Origin of the sequence: Caballeronia sp. LZ024, assembly GCF_031451455.1 — a bacterium.
In the GTDB taxonomy this organism is placed as follows: domain Bacteria; phylum Pseudomonadota; class Gammaproteobacteria; order Burkholderiales; family Burkholderiaceae; genus Caballeronia; species Caballeronia telluris.
In genome coordinates, this window is the sequence record NZ_JARUXL010000002.1 from 460,585 (window position 1) to 475,966 (window position 15,382).

General features: G+C 63.2%; 15 protein-coding genes. 6 read left to right on the forward strand and 9 right to left on the reverse strand.

The genetic code is table 11. From position 1 onward, the window contains the following. Positions 1-529: 529 nt before the first annotated feature. From QCE48_RS17230 to QCE48_RS17240, 3 genes are all read left to right on the forward strand, one after another. A complete protein-coding gene (locus QCE48_RS17230; RefSeq protein ID WP_309794247.1) occupies positions 530-814 on the forward strand; it encodes a CopG family transcriptional regulator in 285 nt (94 codons plus the stop codon). Next, positions 802-1,125: a type II toxin-antitoxin system RelE/ParE family toxin gene (locus tag QCE48_RS17235; RefSeq protein WP_309784648.1), complete on the forward strand. Its 324-nt coding sequence runs from the start codon at positions 802-804 to the stop codon at positions 1,123-1,125. Before QCE48_RS17230 ends, QCE48_RS17235 begins: the two co-directional genes overlap by 13 nt. 253 nt (positions 1,126-1,378) lie before the next feature. Then, the gene (locus QCE48_RS17240; protein WP_404982635.1) at positions 1,379-1,582 is read left to right on the forward strand and encodes a hypothetical protein; all 204 of its coding nucleotides are present in this window, start codon (positions 1,379-1,381) and stop codon (positions 1,580-1,582) included. 204 nt (positions 1,583-1,786) lie between these two features. On the opposite strand, the gene QCE48_RS17245 is transcribed toward QCE48_RS17240, so the two are convergent. After that, entirely contained in the window at positions 1,787-2,923 is a 1,137-nt protein-coding gene (locus QCE48_RS17245) for an alcohol dehydrogenase catalytic domain-containing protein (RefSeq protein ID WP_309784649.1), read from the reverse strand. Positions 2,924-2,953: 30 nt separating this feature from the next. Continuing rightward, positions 2,954-3,874: an ABC transporter permease subunit gene (locus QCE48_RS17250; RefSeq protein ID WP_309785073.1), complete on the reverse strand. Its 921-nt coding sequence runs from the start codon at positions 3,872-3,874 to the stop codon at positions 2,954-2,956. Here QCE48_RS17250 and QCE48_RS17255 point away from each other — a divergent pair. Then, positions 3,816-3,938, forward strand: a complete 123-nt coding sequence (locus QCE48_RS17255; protein ID WP_309785096.1) for a hypothetical protein — start codon at positions 3,816-3,818, stop codon at positions 3,936-3,938. The genes QCE48_RS17250 and QCE48_RS17255 overlap by 59 nt on opposite strands. Here QCE48_RS17255 and QCE48_RS17260 read toward each other — a convergent pair. From QCE48_RS17260 to QCE48_RS17290, 7 genes are all read right to left on the reverse strand, one after another. After that, the gene (locus tag QCE48_RS17260) at positions 3,928-5,430 is read right to left on the reverse strand and encodes a sugar ABC transporter ATP-binding protein (RefSeq protein ID WP_309785075.1); all 1,503 of its coding nucleotides are present in this window, start codon (positions 5,428-5,430) and stop codon (positions 3,928-3,930) included. The two genes, QCE48_RS17255 and QCE48_RS17260, sit on opposite strands and share 11 nt — an antisense overlap. A gap of 52 nt (positions 5,431-5,482) precedes the next feature. Then, positions 5,483-6,403, reverse strand: a complete 921-nt coding sequence (locus QCE48_RS17265; protein WP_309784650.1) for an ABC transporter substrate-binding protein — start codon at positions 6,401-6,403, stop codon at positions 5,483-5,485. A gap of 70 nt (positions 6,404-6,473) precedes the next feature. After that, entirely contained in the window at positions 6,474-7,232 is a 759-nt protein-coding gene (locus QCE48_RS17270) for a GolD/DthD family dehydrogenase (RefSeq protein WP_309784651.1), read from the reverse strand. Between the two features lie 56 nt (positions 7,233-7,288). Then, positions 7,289-8,290: a substrate-binding domain-containing protein gene (locus QCE48_RS17275; protein WP_309784652.1), complete on the reverse strand. Its 1,002-nt coding sequence runs from the start codon at positions 8,288-8,290 to the stop codon at positions 7,289-7,291. A 37-nt stretch (positions 8,291-8,327) separates the two neighbouring features. Beyond that, positions 8,328-9,287 (reverse strand): ABC transporter permease, encoded by a 960-nt coding sequence (locus tag QCE48_RS17280; protein WP_309784653.1) that lies wholly within the window; start codon positions 9,285-9,287, stop codon positions 8,328-8,330. A 41-nt stretch (positions 9,288-9,328) separates the two neighbouring features. Then, a complete protein-coding gene (locus tag QCE48_RS17285) occupies positions 9,329-10,819 on the reverse strand; it encodes a sugar ABC transporter ATP-binding protein (protein ID WP_309784654.1) in 1,491 nt (496 codons plus the stop codon). A 67-nt stretch (positions 10,820-10,886) separates the two neighbouring features. Continuing rightward, the gene (locus QCE48_RS17290) at positions 10,887-13,007 is read right to left on the reverse strand and encodes a bifunctional rhamnulose-1-phosphate aldolase/short-chain dehydrogenase (protein ID WP_309784656.1); all 2,121 of its coding nucleotides are present in this window, start codon (positions 13,005-13,007) and stop codon (positions 10,887-10,889) included. Positions 13,008-13,189: 182 nt separating this feature from the next. On the opposite strand from QCE48_RS17290, the gene QCE48_RS17295 reads away from it, so the two are divergent. Then, positions 13,190-13,981 (forward strand): DeoR/GlpR family DNA-binding transcription regulator, encoded by a 792-nt coding sequence (locus QCE48_RS17295; RefSeq protein WP_309784657.1) that lies wholly within the window; start codon positions 13,190-13,192, stop codon positions 13,979-13,981. Next, the gene (locus QCE48_RS17300) at positions 13,978-15,372 is read left to right on the forward strand and encodes an FGGY family carbohydrate kinase (protein WP_309784659.1); all 1,395 of its coding nucleotides are present in this window, start codon (positions 13,978-13,980) and stop codon (positions 15,370-15,372) included. Before QCE48_RS17295 ends, QCE48_RS17300 begins: the two co-directional genes overlap by 4 nt. Positions 15,373-15,382: the final 10 nt, after the last annotated feature.

Here is a 15,382-nt window from a genome sequence, read left to right on the forward strand (position 1 = left end):
GCCGGCAGCTCGTCGTCTCCGGGGCTACGCCGCCTTCGACTTCTCACTACCGGCCAAGATGAATGTCGCTACACCGGACTTAACCATTGTCGCCGCCCAACTAGTTGGCTGATCGCTGGACGGTGCTGATAACGAGTGGAGTCGACACGGGGCAGGGAGTTATCCGGACCTTCTGTGCAATGACGTACTTCGATTTATCCTAGAAGTCGAGCGTCTGGCACTCCCGATCGGTTTGAACAGGACGTGCTTCCGCTCGAACGTTGGTTGAACAAGGTGACCGAAAGATCGCGATGTTTAAGGCCCCTGAAGCCCTAAGTGAACAATTTCTATAGCTCGGAGTTATTTGCAGTTCTTACGGCGTGCGCTTCAGCGTCACTCGGCTCCGCGCTTATGAACCCGGCTAATTTGCCCTAAAGAGTACTGTCCCTTCTTATGATCCAATATATGACGTCCTGCGCAGTACGTGCATTTGCAAAAGCGGCTGGACCACGTATTATGTAGCACAATTGTGATACTTCAGGGGGCCGATATGTCTACCACTACGCTCCGTCTTCCGCCCGACCTTCGCGACCGCGTCTCAAAACTCGCGGAAGAGTCCGGGAAGACGTCGCACAGCTTCATGTTGGAAGCGATCGCGGAAAGAGTTGCCAACGAGGAATTGCGGCGCGGATTTCTCGACGACGGTGATGCCCGACTGGCGAGCATGCTGGACGCAGGCGTCGGAATCGAGTGGACCGAGATGCGTGAGTATCTTCGCGGTCGGGCTGCCGGAACCGACCCGGTTCCGCCGAAGGTGAAGAAATGGCGCGACTGATTCTCGCGCCAGAGATTCGTGAGGATTTCGATCGCATTTTTGACTTTCTTTTCAAGCACACCCCAGAGCACGCTGCTGCACGACGCATTGACGATATTGTGTGCGCGCTCGACATATTGCAATCGAGTCCGCTGATCGGACGGCCAGCTGAAAGCCCTCACGGAATGCGCGAGCTCGTCATATCGACCGGCGCGCACGGTTACTTGGCACTGTATCGGTTTGTGCCCGAGTTAGACGCCGTGTTCGTTACGGCCGTTCGCAGCCAACGGGAGTTGCGGTATCGGCGCAGCGATGATGACCGCTCTACGTGAACGGGGTACGACATGAAAAGTCTATCGACGGGTAGGTCGGCGGCATGGACGGCGAAGCAATCGGCGGCAGGTTCACTCGCCGGAATGCGCAGTGCGAGCGAGCACTCACTGATCCATGGCGCGCTAAGTTGACATAATATAAATTATCGAAGTTGTGTGTAGGTCCCAAGTTCAAATGTCGTGTTTCCGCCAAATAGAAATGTCGCATTTTGACGTAGATTCGTCGACAGACAAGCGTTTCTGGAGCGCGACCATGAACACGACTGGGAGCATTACGATGTCGATACGCGAACTGGACCGACTCAGAATGATTCACGCCGTGGCCGAGCGCCAACTCAAGCCTGACTGCGCCGTTAAAGCCGCACGGCGTGCAGTTGCGCTGATCCGTGAGCGCTACGTCGACTTTGGTCCGACGCTGGCGTGCGAGAAGTTACGGGAATGCCAGTACTTACCCTAGCGAGCCATCAGCAGCGCGATGTTCGCTCGCCGGTCGTCGCTGCAATAAGAGCAGTACATGGGTGCCGCCATGCCCTCGGCCCACGCATTGACACCTGACCTTCCACTTCAGGGAACCGCGCTTTGATCCTCAAGAAACTGCATACGTGATCGCAACATCGTGATCCGCCGACCCGACGCCCGCCGCTCCGTCAACGCCGACTCGTCACTCTCCCGCGGCCGCCGGCCGGAGCAGCACTTTGATCGAATCGAGCGAATTCGCCACGGCAATGGCCTGCTCCCAAGCCGACAGCGCAAAGTTGTGCGTTACGATCCCCTTCGAGGTGATCAACCCGCGCGCCATCAGATCGATCACCACCGGATAGCAATACGGTCCCAGATGTGCGCCGCGCACATCGAGTTCCTTGCGATCTCCGATGATCGACCAGTCGGCGGTCGTGTCGGCGCCAAACACACTGAACTCCACGAAGCGGCCCAGCTTGCGGATCATGCTCAGGCCTTGGGTCACGCCAGCCGGCACCCCCGTGGTTTCCAGATACACGTCGCAGCCGTACCCACCCGTGTGAGCCTTGACGATGGCTTGCGCGTCGTCGGTTTTCGGGTTGATGATCACGTCGGCGCCGAATTTGCGCGCCAGAGCAAGCCGCTCCGGCACGAGATCGATCACGATCAGTTTCTTCGGCGTCTTGAGATGCGCGGCCTGAACCATCATCAAACCTAGTGGACCCGCGCCGGCGATCACCACGACATCGTCGAACTGGATATCGCCGCGATTCACCGTATGAATCGCGCAGGCGAACGGCTCGATGATTGCGGCGTCCTCCAGCGAGATGCCCTCTGGAATCTTGTGGACTCGCGACGTCGGCGGCAGCCGCATATAGTCGGCCATGCCACCGTCGGCCACCACGCGCTGGAACCCGAATATGTTGTGCACCTCGCACATCCAGTACTGGCCGGTCTTGCAAAACCGGCATTGATCGCATGGCACGATCTGCTCGGCGATCACGCGATCGCCACGCTCTACGCCGAAGTGCGCGGCTGCGCCCTCTCCCAGTTCATCGACATAGCCAAAGAATTCGTGCCCCGGAATCACCGGTGGCTTAACATAGGCAGGCTGACCGTCGCCGCCCCAAAACATCTTCGCCCCCGAAAAACACTTGCAATCGGATGCGCAGATCCCGCACGCCGCAATCCGTATCACCAATTCGCGCGGCCCGGCCTTCGGGCGTTCGACCGTTTCGAGCCGGTAATCCCTGGGGCCGTGGCAGACCACGGCCTGCATCGCGGCAAGGCGGCCAATGGCGCTGCCCGACAGACCCTTTTCCAATCCGTGATAAGTCATAGTGTCGCTTCTCTGCGTCTGAAATTCCGTTCACCGCGTGGCTTCGCGGCTGATAAAAATAGCCAGCAATACGATGCCGCCTTTCGCAACCAATTGAACGTAGGGCGAGACGCCCATGATGTTCAGCCCATTGTTTAGCACACCCAATAACAACGCACCGACGAGTGTCCCCAGGATGGCCCCGCGGCCGCCTGCGATGGACGTGCCGCCCATCACGACCGCCGCGATCGCGTCGAGCTCGAAACCCATCCCCACGCCGGGTTGGCCGCTGGTGACACGCGCCGCCTGGACGATTCCCGCGAGCGCCGCGGTCAAGCCGCTCAACGCATAGACGAGCAGCTTGTAGCGCGACACGCGCACACCCGACAAACGCGTCGCTTCCTCGTTACCGCCGATCGCATAGACGTAGCGGCCAAACGGCGCCATGTTGAGCAACACGAAGGCGACGCCGTAGGTCAGCAGCATGATGAGGATCGGCACCTTGATACCGGCCAGTTCGCCGGCGCCGAGGAACGCGAACGAGTCGGGAAGTCCGTCGATCGGATAGCCGCTGGTGTAGATCAGCGCGAGTCCGCGGGCGATTCCCATGGTGGCGAGCGTGACGATGATCGGCGGCATGCGAAGAGACGCCACGCAATAGCCATTGAAGATGCCGGCCGCGAAGCCGATCAGCAGGCCCGACACCACAGCGAGCGGCATCGGCACGCTGGAGTTCACCATGAGTCCCGCGCATACGGTGCCTGACAGCGCCACGACCGCGCCGACCGACAGATCGACTCCGCTTGTCAGAATAGCCGCCGTCATGCCGACTGCGATGATTCCATTAATCGACGACTGCAAGGCAATGTTTTGCAGGTTGCCAACCGAGAGGAAATTGTCGGTCGCGAAGATCATGAACGTGGAGATCACGAGAAGCCCGACTAGCGGCAGCAAAACCGTCGAGCGCCGCAATTGCGCGAAAAAGTCGCCGGGCAGCGCCAACGCGGGACTGCTGATAATCCTGCTCATGATGTGATACTCCCTACGGTGGCGTGGCGCATGATGTCGCCGGGATTGATGGAGTCGCCTTCCAGTGTTGCCACGATGGCACCGCCCGAGAACACGCAGACCCGGTCGCACATGCCGACGATTTCGGGCAGCTCGCTTGAAATCATGATGATCGACTTGCCGAGTTGCGTAAGCTCGCGCATCAAGGCATAGATCTCGGCCTTGGCGCCTACGTCGATGCCGCGCGTCGGCTCGTCGAAGATCAGCACGTCGCAATCGTGATCGAGCCAGCGCGCGATCACCACTTTCTGCTGATTGCCGCCGGAGAGCGTCGCCACGCGCGACTCGACACCCGGCGCCTTGATGCCCACGCGCGCGGATAAACCCGCTGCCGCCCGATTCTCCGACTTGCGGTTGATGAGTCCGTTCTTGCGGTACTTCTTCAGGTTGTTCATGGAGATGTTGAAGCGTATGGAGAAGTCCGTAATCAGTCCCTCGACCTTGCGGCTCTCCGGCAACAGACCGATGCCGCTCGACAAAGCCTCGGTCGGATCGTCGAGCCGCGTTCCGATGCCGTTCAGCAGAACCGTCTTGCGATGCACCGGATCCGCCCCGATGACCCCGCGCGCCAACTCGGTCCGCCCGGAGCCGACCAGCCCGGCAAAACCCAGTATCTCGCCTTCAAACAGATCGAAGCGATTCACCGGGCCGCCTTTGACGAGCTGAATCTCCGGCACTTCGAGCGCACGGCGTTCGCGCCGGCTGGCCGGCGGCTTGGCGGGGAAGTTGCGCTCGATCCTGCGTCCCACCATCATCTCGACCAACCGTCCGGCATCCGTTGAAGTCACGTCCGTGCAGCCCGCGTTGGCGCCGTCGCGCAATACGCTGATGCGGTCGCACACTTCGAAAATCTCTTCCAGATGATGCGAGATGAAGATCATCGCCACACCGCGCTCGCGCAGGTCGCGCATGATCTTGAACAGATGCGCGGCTTCGTTCGGCGTCAGCGTGGCGGTGGGTTCGTCGAGCACAAGGATTTTCGCTTCGAGCGAGAGCGCCTTGCCGATCTCGACGAACTGCTGCTGCGCCACCGACAGATCGCGGATCGGCACGTCGAGGTCGATCGCGATGCCGAGTTCGTCGAATATTTCGCGCGCAGCCTGCTTCATGGCGCGCTTGTTCATCAGGCCCGCGCCGTTGGTCATGTAGCGCCCGAGAAAGATGTTCTCGACCGCTGTCAGATCAGGCACGAGACTGAACTCCTGAAACACGATGCCGATGCCGGCCGCGATCGCATCCTTGTAGCTGCCGAATTTGCGTTCACGACCTTCGACCCGGATTCGACCTTCGTCGGCCTGATAGATGCCGCACAGCACCTTCATCAAGGTCGACTTGCCCGCGCCGTTTTCGCCGAGCAATGCATGCACTTCGCCCCTGCGGATCGACAGGTCGATGCCAGACAACGCCCTCACGCCGGGAAAGCTCTTCGAGACGCCTTCGAGACTCAGCACTTCGTCGATATCGTTCATGGTGATTTCGTGTGCACGGTGCATCGCGTTACCGGATGCCCAGTTACCAGGCAAAAGTTCGGGCGCCCGCCGCGTCGATCAACTTCACGTCCACCGGCACGCTGGCCGGCACGTTCGCCCCCCAGTGTTTAGCGAGCGCGACGCCCATCGCGATCCGGATCTCGTCACGCGGAAATTGCGCCGCGGTGGCGACCAGTCTGGAGCCGGGCTTCTGCATCGCCTTGATGACCTCCGGCGCACCGTCCACGCTCGTCAGCTTGACGTCCTTGCCGCTGCTTTCGATCGCTGCAAGCGCGCCCATCGCGCCGCCGTCGTTGACGCTGAAGATGCCCTTCAGATTCGAATGCGCCGCGAGCATGTTTTCCGTCACGGTCAGGGCAGTGGCGCGTTCCTGCTTGCCGTTCTGGGTCGTGACGATCCTGATGCCGGGATACTTCCCGAGCGATTCCTTGCAGCCTTTCACGCGCTCCAGAATTGGAATCACGGGAATGCCGTCGAGAATCGCCACGTCGCCCTTGCCGCCGATGCTATTCGCGAGGTAGTCGCACGAGATGCGCCCCGCGTCGGCGTTTTTCGACCCGACGTAGGAGTCGACGGGGCCTTCGGCGTTCGCGTCCACGGTGACGACCACCGCGCCGGCCTTCTTCGCCGCACGCACCGCCGACTGCACGCCGCTCGAATCTGTCGGATTGAGCAGCAGGATGTCGATCTTCTTCTGCAACATGTCCTCGACGTCGTTCGTCTGCTTGGCGACGTCGTGCCGTGCATCGGTCACGACGACGGTCGCGCCGATGCTCGCCGCCATCTGCTCGACGCTCTGCTTCATCAGCACGAAGTACGGATTGTTCATCTCCTGAAACGACACGCCGATGCGGATCGGCTGTCTGGGTGCTTCGGCATGCACGACCGACGCGCCGCAAGCGAGCGCGGCAGTGACGAGCGCGGTGTGGACGAGTTTTTTCATGATTGTCTCCAGTGGTTGATTCGCGCAATGCGAGCGGATTCGTGCGCGCTGGCAGCCGCGCGTCTGAGCGTCATTGCGTGGTGTATCCGCCGTCGATCACCAGGTTTTCTCCATTGATCATGGCGGCTGCGTCGCTCGCGAGGTAGAGCACCGCGCAGGCGATTTCCTCCGGCCTCGCGAAGCGGCCCGACGGAATCTTGCGTTTGAACCGGTCGCCGACCTCGCCCGCCCACGCGCGCCGTCCAAGCTCCGTTTCGACGATCGTCGGTGAAATCGCATTGACCGTCACGCCGCGCGGCCCCCATTCGCCGGCCAGCACGCGCGTCATGCCGAGCAGTCCGGCCTTGCTCGCGCTGTAAGCGGCATGCTTGTCGAGTCCGACGAGCGCGGCCTGCGAGGCCATGTTGACGATGCGTCCCGCGCGGCGCTCCAGCATGTGACGGCCGACCGCGCGGGCATAGAGAAACGGCCCGCGAAGGTTGACCGCCATCGTCGTGTCCCACATCGTCGTGCTCATCGCCTCGGCGCTTTCGATCAGCCCGACGCCCGCGTTGTTCACGAGCACGTCGATGCGACCGAGCCGCGCGATCACCTCCGCCACGATGGCTTCGGAGCGCGGTTCATCGCTCACGTCGCCTTGCCAGCCGAGGCTGCCGTTGCCCAACGACGCCGCCACCCGCTCGACTTCGTCGCTGGCGTCGACCAGCGCGACGCGTGCGCCCTGGGCGACGAATTCCGTGGCAATGGCGAGGCCGATACCCGAAGCGCCGCCGGTGATCAGAACGACTTTCTGGCTGAAGTCGAACGTTTGCTGAATAAAGCCGGGCATGGAGCAAGCATCCTTTCTATTGATTCAGAAAAGCGAGCGACGCAGCGCTTCGCGCGTTAACGTGCCGCATTGAACTGCGCAACGTTAGCTTTGGACACTTCGGTCCACGGCACCGCATAGCACTTCGCAGTGCCCTCGCCCCACGGCATGGCGTTCGCGTACTGCTGCCAGATCGTCGACTGCGGTTTGTAGGCCGGTCCGATCAGACGGCGCAGCAGAATATCGAGCGCGCCCTGCGCCTGCGCTTTCGCGTCCTGCCGCTCGGTCAGCACCATCTCGCCACGGCCGATGGCCTTGATCGCATCAGTCACGCCGTCGATGCCGGCGATCGGCACTGTCTTCGGGTCGATGCCCGCCGCCTTCAACGCGGCCACCGCGCCGAGCGCCATTTCGTCGTTTTCGGCGATCACGCCGTTGATCTGACCGGGATGAGCGGTGATCCAGTTCTGCATCAGCGTGAGCGCTTCCGCGCGCGACCAGTTCGCGGTCTTGCGCTCCAGCACCTTGATCCCCGGATGTCGCTTCAGCACGCCGTCGATGCCCTCGCTGCGCTGCGCGGCGCCCATCTGTCCGACCGGTCCTTCGAGAATCACCACGTTGCCCTTGCCGCCGAGCTTATTCACGACCGTGTCCGCCTCAAGCTGGCCGCCGAGCACGTCGTTTGCGCCGATGTACGACACCAGCTGATCGCTCTTCACGGGACCGTTCGAGCCGACCACCGGCAGACCCGCGCCAGCCGCCTTGCGCACCACGTTGCCGCCGGCGATCGAATCGATGGGGATGTAGATCGCGCCGTCGTACTTCTGCGTGATCATGGTGTCGAACTGGCCGTCTTGCGTCAGGTGATCGTAGCGGCCGTCGAAAACTGTCAGACTGACGAGGCCGCTCCTGACAGCCGGATGATCCTTGATCGCCTTCACCCACAGTTGCGCGTATTCGTTGCGCAGGCCGTAGACCGCCGCGCCGATCTTCCAGGTCTTCGTCACTGCGCCTTGCGCACAAGCCACCGCGCACGTGGCGCTCAACGCGAGCCCCATCAACCAATTTGCTGCTTTCATCCGGTCTCCTTGTCGTCAAGATTGGCGAGGCATGGCCTCAGCTGTTTTCCCGGCGCGCGGCGATGTCGAGCAGAACCGCGCACACGATCACCGCGCCCTTGATTACCTGCTGGTAATACGAGGACACGCCCATCAGGTCGAGCCCGTTGTTGATCACGCCAATGATTAGCATGCCGAATAGTGTGCCTGGCACGCCGCCGACGCCGCCCGACAGACTCGTGCCACCGATCACGACCGCGGCGATCGCGTCGAGTTCGTAGCCGACGCCCGCCTGGGTCAGCGCCGAGGTAGTGCGCGCATTGAGCACGACGCCGGCCAGTCCCGCGCACGCGCCGCAAATCGAATAGACGGCCAGCAGGACGAGACGCGTCGGCACGCCGCTCGCGCGTGCGCTCTTTTCGTTGCCACCGACCGCATACACGTAGCGGCCGAAGCGCGAATAGCGCAGCACGGCGAGCGATGCCACGAACATCGAGAGAAAGATCAGCACGGGAATCGGCACGCCGGCCGCCTTGCCCTGTCCGATGAAGAGGAAGGCGTCCGAAAGACCTGAAATCGGCATGCCGTCGTTGTAGATCTGCGTGCCGCCGCGCGCGATGCTCAGCATGCCGAGCGTGACGACGAAAGCGGGCACGCGAAAACGCGCGACCACGACGCCGTTGAGCGCGCCGCACGCGGCGCCGACCAGCACGCCCGCCGCCAGCGCGGCGCCCGCGCCATGAGGCGTGTCGCCCGCGACCACGCTTGCCGCCACCATGCCCGCGAAGGCGACCACCGAGCCGACCGACAGATCGATACCGCCGGCCAGAATCACGAAGGTCATGCCGATCGCCAGCAAGCCGTTGATCGACACCTGCTGCAGGATGTTCAGCAGATTGTTCAGCGTGAGGAAATAGGCGTTCAGCGACGACAGCGCAACGCAGATCGCCACGAAGGCCGCGACGATGCCATAGCGGGACAGGTGCTTCAGCGACAGGGAGTGTTGCGCGAGCATCATGAGGTTGGCTCCGGATAAGTGCGGGAATAGGCAGCGAGCGCTCACGACGCGAGATGCGTCAACGCGTGATGCGAGGCTCCGGCGCGGCTGAGCGTTCCGGCAATCCGTCCGCGCACGAACACCGCAATCCGGTCGCTCACCTGCATGACCTCGTCGAGCTCGGACGAGACGACGATCGCGCAGCGGCCCTCGGCCACGAACGCATTGAGAAACGCGTAGATCTGCTGCCGGGTGCCTTCGTCGATGCCGCGAGTCGGCTCGTCGCACAGCAGAATGCGCGGCTGCGTCAGCAGAAAGCGCGCGAGTATCAGCTTCTGCTGATTGCCGCCCGACAATTGCTGCGCCGCGATGTCCGGCGAACTGGCGCGGATCGCGAATTGCCGGGTCATGCGCAGCAGCGCGTCGCGTTCGAGGCCGGCCCGAATCCAGCCGCCCCGGCAATAGTCGCGCAGCGCGGCCAGCGTGACGTTCTCGCGCACCGGCCGGCAGCCGACGAGCCCGGTTGCCTTTCTGTCCTCGGTGATCAGCGCAACGCCGTGCCTGAGCGCGTCGGCCGGACCGGCAATGCGCACGGGCGCGCCGTCGATCAACAGCGTGCCCTGGTCGGCTCGGGTGAGACCGAACACGGCGTTGAGAAACTCGCTGCGTCCCGCGCCCATCAGCCCATAGATGCCGAAAATCTCACCGCGCCTGACTTGCAGATCGATGCCGCTAAAGCGCTTGCGCTGCGCATAGCCGCGCGCTTCGAGCATGACCGGCTGCTCGCGCTGCGTCGCCGGGCGCTGGCTGCGCGTCACGCGTTCGCCGACGATGACGTGCACGAGATGCGCGCTGTCGATCTCGGCGAGCCGACCCGATTCGACGTAGCCGCCGTTGCGCAGAATCGTGTATTCGGTGGCGATCGTAAAGATTTCGCTCATCCGATGCGACACATAGATCACGCCGACGCCGCGCGCCGTGAGCCGCCGGATGGCGTCGAACAGGATTACAGTTTCGGCCTCGCCGATTGCCGAGGTCGGCTCGTCCATGATGAGAATGTCGCTGTCGTAACAGATCGCCTTCGCGATCTCGACGAGCTGCCGTTTGGCGAGACTCAGGCGGCGCAGCGGCGCGCGCACGTCGATGGCGAAACCGAGCGAATCCATCAGCGCGGCCGCGCGTTTGAACAGCCGGCCGCAGTCGACGACGAGGCCGCCGAGCTTCATCGGTTCGCGGCCGAGAAAGAGATTTTCCGCAACTGTCATGTCGAGCAGCGGATTGAGCTCCTGGCTGATCATCGCGATGCCGGCCGCGAGCGAATCGGCGGGCGACTGGAAGTTGACCGGCCGGCCCTTGCAACTGATCGTGCCGCCATCGCGCCGCAACGCGCCGATCAGAATGTTCAGAAACGTCGACTTTCCCGCGCCATTGCCACCGCACAGCGCGTGCACCGTGCCCGCCCGCAATTCGAGGCGACCGTCGCGCAACGCCGGCACGCCGTTGAACGACTTGCACACGCCGGCTGCGCGCAGCAGAGAGTGATCGTGACTCATGTCTCCATCCATTTGTTTTTTTATTCGGCGCCGCAGTGGCCGCCTTGGTTTTTCCGACTAGCGCGCTTCAGCGTGTGAAGGCTGCGGCGTTGCCGGCGTCGACGTTGAGGATGTTCCCCGTCGATTTAGCCGACAGATCGCTCGCGAAGAAATACACGCCTTGCGCGATGTCTTCGGGCAGCACGCTGAGCTTGAGCATGCTGCGCTTGCGGTAGAAATCTTCGATGTCGTCGGCAGCGATCCGGTTCGACGCGGCGCGTTCTTCCTTCCACTTGCCGTCCCAGATCTTCGAACCGCGGATCACGGCGTCGGGGTTCACGACGTTCACGCGTATGCCGTGCTCCGCGCCTTCCAGCGCGAGACAGCGCGCGAGGTGAATTTCCGCCGCCTTGGCCGTGCAATAAGCCGACGCACCCGCCGACGCCACCAGCCCGTTCTTGCTCGCGACGAACACGATGCTGCCGCCGATGCCCTGCTCGCGCATCAGTCGATACGCGGTGCGCGCAACCAGAAAGTAGCCGGTCGCGAGAATCTCCATATTGCGATTCCACAACTCGAGGCTCGTATCGCCGATGGCCGCCGACGAAGCGATGCCCGCATTCGACACCACCAGATCGATACCGCCGAAACGGGTCAGCGCCGCGGCCATCGCCGCCGCCACCGACGCTTCGCTCGTGACATCCGCGACGGCGCTCGCCACCATGTCGTGACCGAAGCGCTGCTGCAAGGCCGCTTGCGCCTCGGCGAGCGCGCTCGCGTCGATGTCCGCGAGCAACACGCAAGCGCCCTCCTGCAAGAACCGCTCGGCGGTAGCGCGGCCGATGCCGCCGGCCGCCCCCGTGACCAGCGCGACGCGGCCCGCGAGGCCTTTCGGTTTGGGCATGCGCTGCAACTTGGCTTCTTCGAGCAGCCAGTATTCGATGTCGAAAGCCTCCTGCTCCGGCAAGCCCACGTAGCGGTCGATGCGCTGCGCCTCGCGCATCACGTTGATCGCATTGATATAGAACTCGCTCGCGATCCGCGCGGTGGCTTTGTCGCGCGCGAAGCTCAGCATGCCGACGCCGGGAATCAGGTAGATCACCGGATTCGGGTCGCGCATGGCCGGACTGTCGGGCCGCTTGCAGCGCTCGTAATAGCCGTGGTAATGCCGACGATATTGCTCGAGCGCCGTGTCGAGACCGGCGATCACTTCGTCGATGTCGTTCCGCCCAGGATCGAAGTTCAGCACCAGCGGATAGATTTTCGTGCGCAGAAAATGGTCAGGACACGACGTGCCGAGCGCGGCCAGCGGCGCGAGTTCCTTGCTGCACACGAACTCGAGAACTTCCGCGCGATCGTCGAAATGGCCGTGCTTGTACTGGCCGCCCGCCGCGCCGCCGCTGATTTTTCCGCGCAGCGACGGCACGAGCCGCTCGACCACGCGTAACCGCGCCTGTGCGTCGAGCGGCGCAAGCGCGGCACCGCCGAAGGCCGGTGTGTCGCCGTGCGTGGCGAGCCAGGCGTTGGCCCGCGCGATCACGCGCACCGTATTTTCATAGCACTCCTTCGAATCATCGCCCCAAGTGAAAAGGCCATGATTCTGTAGAACCAGCCCCTTCAAGCCCGGACGATCACGCGTGATTGCGCCGAGTTCCACGCCAAGGTCGAAGCCCGGACGCTGCCACGGCACCCACGCCAGCTCGCCGTTGAAGATTTCGTGCGTGAGTTTCTCGCCGTTTTCGCTCGCCGCGATGGCTATCACGGCGTCCGGATGCATATGGTCGATATGCGCCTTCGGGATATACGCGTGCAACGCGGTGTCGATACTCGCGGCGCGCGGATTCAGATTGAAGGTGCAGTGCGCGGCCATGCTCACCATTTCATCTTCGTGGGCAAGCCCGCGGTAACGCGACTTGAGCGCCAGCAGCTTGCTCATGTAGAGCGTGGCGAAGCCGTCGAGCTTCATGCTGCCGAGGTCGCCGCCCGAACCCTTGACCCACAGCACCGGCACCGTCTCGCCAGTCAGCGGATCGGTCATGCCGATCTTGCCCGACGTATTGCCGCCGCCGAAATTGGTGATGCGCAGATCGCCGCCTAACAGGTTGGACCGATAGAGCAGCAGTTCGGGTTCAGAGAGCGATGCGGCGCGCGTGTCGTCCCATTGGGAAGCAATTTGGGCGCGCTCGGCGGGAGCGAAGGAGGTCTTCATGGGAAGCGTTGTCTCGCTGGTGTCGTGGTCAGGTGACAGCTATTTTGCTCAGCAAGTGCGCATTGTTCAATCATATTTCGCTCAACTTGATGATTGAATTGAGCGCACGTTTTCCATTAGAGTTGATTGAATGATTGCTTCATGCGCGAATTCGATAATCCCGCTACTCACGGAGACATACCTTGATCAATCACATGCGACGCAAGAAATTGCTCAAAACCCTCGCGGAACGCGGCAGCGCGACGGTCGCCGAACTCGAGGGTGTATTGAACGCTTCGGCCGCGACGATCCGGCGCGACATTGCCGTGCTCGCGGTCAACGGACAACTCGTCAAGATGCACGGCGGCGCGCGGCACCTCGCGCCGGACAAGCCGGGCGGCCTCGTCGGCACGAACTTCTGGGAGAACATGGCGCTGCATTCCGGACGCAAGCGGGCCATCGCCCGCCGCGCGGCGGCGCTGTGTCTGGACGGCGAAACCGTGATCATCAACGGCGGCAGCACCACGCACATGATGGCGGCGCATCTCACCGAAAGTCAGCTCACCATCCTCACCAATTCGTTCTTCACGGCTCAGGAACTGCTCACGCAAAGCCGCAACGAAATCCTGCTGCCGGGCGGCAAGGTGTATCGCGAGCAGGACGTGATCGTGAGCCCGTTCGACAACGACGTGATCCAGAATCACTACGCAAGCAAGATGTTCATCGGCGCGGCCGCGGTGTCGCCGCTCGGTCTGCTGGAGAGCGACCCGCTTCTGGTGCGCGCCGAAATCAAGCTGATGAAGCAGGCCGACGAACTGATCGTCCTCGCCGACAGCTCCAAGTTTCAGAGCCGCCGCGCGGGCCTGATCGTGTGCCCGCTCTCGCGCGTAGGGACGCTGATCACGGACAGCGGCATCAGCGCCGAGACGAGCGACATGTTGCGCGCCCAAGGCATCGAGGTGATCGTGGTCGACGCCGAAGCGGAGCCGTCATGAACGTCATGCCGGCTGATGCGCGTGCGGGCCGGGTCGTCGTATTCGACATCGGCAAGACCAATCTCAAGCTGAGTCTGCTCGACGACGACGGCAGTCCGCTCTCGGAAGCGCGCCGCGCGAACCGGGCCGTCGATGCCGGTCTGTACCCGCACTTCGATGTCGACGCGATCTGGGACTGGTTGCTGCATGAATTGCGGCAATTACGCGAGCCGGATCGAATCGGCTCGATCATCACGACCACGCATGGCGCGACGGTCGCGCTGTTGGGAGACGAGCGGCTGGCGCTGCCCGTGCTCGACTACGAGTTCTCCGGCGTGAACGAGATCGACGCCGCTTACGCGCCGCTGCGCGGCGATTTCGGTTGCACGTTTTCGCCCGCGCTGCCGTGCGGCTTGAACGTCGGACGGCAAATGTTCTGGCAGGCGCGCACGTTTCCCGACGCTTTCTCGCGCGTGCGCCGGATCTTGCCGTATCCGCAATACTGGGCGTGGCGACTGGCGGGTGTCGCGGCCGGCGAAATCACCTCGTGGGGTTGCCATACCGATCTGTGGGACATCGGACGCGGCCGCCTCGCGCCGATGGTCGGCAAACTCGGCTGGCATGCGCTCTTTCCGCCGTTGCGCGAAGCTGGCGCCACCCTGGGCACGTTGCGGCCCGAGGTGGCGGAACGAACCGGCCTCCCGGCGCAGTGCCGCGTCGTGTGCGGCATTCACGACAGCAATGCTTCCCTGGTCAAGCATCTGTACGGCTTGCCGACGCCGCAAACGCCGCTGAACGTAATCTCGTCGGGCACCTGGGCGCTCGTGGCCGGGGTCGGCGCGCCGCTCTCCGTGCTCGACGCGCGGCGGGACATGCTAGCGAATCTCGATGCGTGGGGCCGGCCTGTCGCCTGCGCCCGCTTCATGGGCGGCCGCGAGTTTGCCGTGCTCAACGCGCAGCAGGCCGACAACTGTGAATGGCAGGATGTCGCCACGCTCGTCGCTCGCGGTACGCTCGCGTTGCCCGGTTTCGCGCCGCTTGGCGGCGGCTGGCCCGAACGGCGCGGCGAAATCCGCGGGCCTTGGCCGGCCTCGCCCGAGCAATCGTATGCACTGGCATCGCTCTACACCGCGCTCGTCACCGACGATTGCCTGACGCGCCTCGCCAGCAGCGGCGACATCGTGATCGAAGGCGCCTTCACGGCCAATCGCCACTATGCGACGCTGCTTGCGACCTTGCGACCGGAGCAAGCAGTCTGGGTCTCGGACGATCGCTCGGGCACGACCGGCGGCGCCTATCTTCTGGCGGCTCGCCCGCTTCGCTATGAATCGCCGCGTGCCCGCGCGCTACCGCGCCCGCTTGCGGGCTTAGCGGAGTATGTGAATCGCTGGCGGGAGAGCGTCGGCGCGTGACGACCGCTGA

Bases quoted from the DNA above. Each gene is read 5' to 3' on its own strand.
- QCE48_RS17230 (WP_309794247.1), top strand. From the start codon at position 530: ATGTCTACCACTACGCTCCGTCTTCCGCCCGACCTTCGCGACCGCGTC.
- QCE48_RS17235 (WP_309784648.1), top strand. From the start codon at position 802: ATGGCGCGACTGATTCTCGCGCCAGAGATTCGTGAGGATTTCGATCGC.
- QCE48_RS17240 (WP_404982635.1), top strand. From the start codon at position 1,379: ATGAACACGACTGGGAGCATTACGATGTCGATACGCGAACTGGACCGA.
- QCE48_RS17245 (WP_309784649.1), bottom strand. From the start codon at position 2,923: ATGACTTATCACGGATTGGAAAAGGGTCTGTCGGGCAGCGCCATTGGC.
- QCE48_RS17255 (WP_309785096.1), top strand. From the start codon at position 3,816: ATGAACGTGGAGATCACGAGAAGCCCGACTAGCGGCAGCAAAACCGTC.
- QCE48_RS17265 (WP_309784650.1), bottom strand. From the start codon at position 6,403: ATGAAAAAACTCGTCCACACCGCGCTCGTCACTGCCGCGCTCGCTTGC.
- QCE48_RS17270 (WP_309784651.1), bottom strand. From the start codon at position 7,232: ATGCCCGGCTTTATTCAGCAAACGTTCGACTTCAGCCAGAAAGTCGTT.
- QCE48_RS17275 (WP_309784652.1), bottom strand. From the start codon at position 8,290: ATGAAAGCAGCAAATTGGTTGATGGGGCTCGCGTTGAGCGCCACGTGC.
- QCE48_RS17280 (WP_309784653.1), bottom strand. From the start codon at position 9,287: ATGATGCTCGCGCAACACTCCCTGTCGCTGAAGCACCTGTCCCGCTAT.
- QCE48_RS17285 (WP_309784654.1), bottom strand. From the start codon at position 10,819: ATGAGTCACGATCACTCTCTGCTGCGCGCAGCCGGCGTGTGCAAGTCG.
- QCE48_RS17290 (WP_309784656.1), bottom strand. From the start codon at position 13,007: ATGAAGACCTCCTTCGCTCCCGCCGAGCGCGCCCAAATTGCTTCCCAA.
- QCE48_RS17300 (WP_309784659.1), top strand. From the start codon at position 13,978: ATGAACGTCATGCCGGCTGATGCGCGTGCGGGCCGGGTCGTCGTATTC.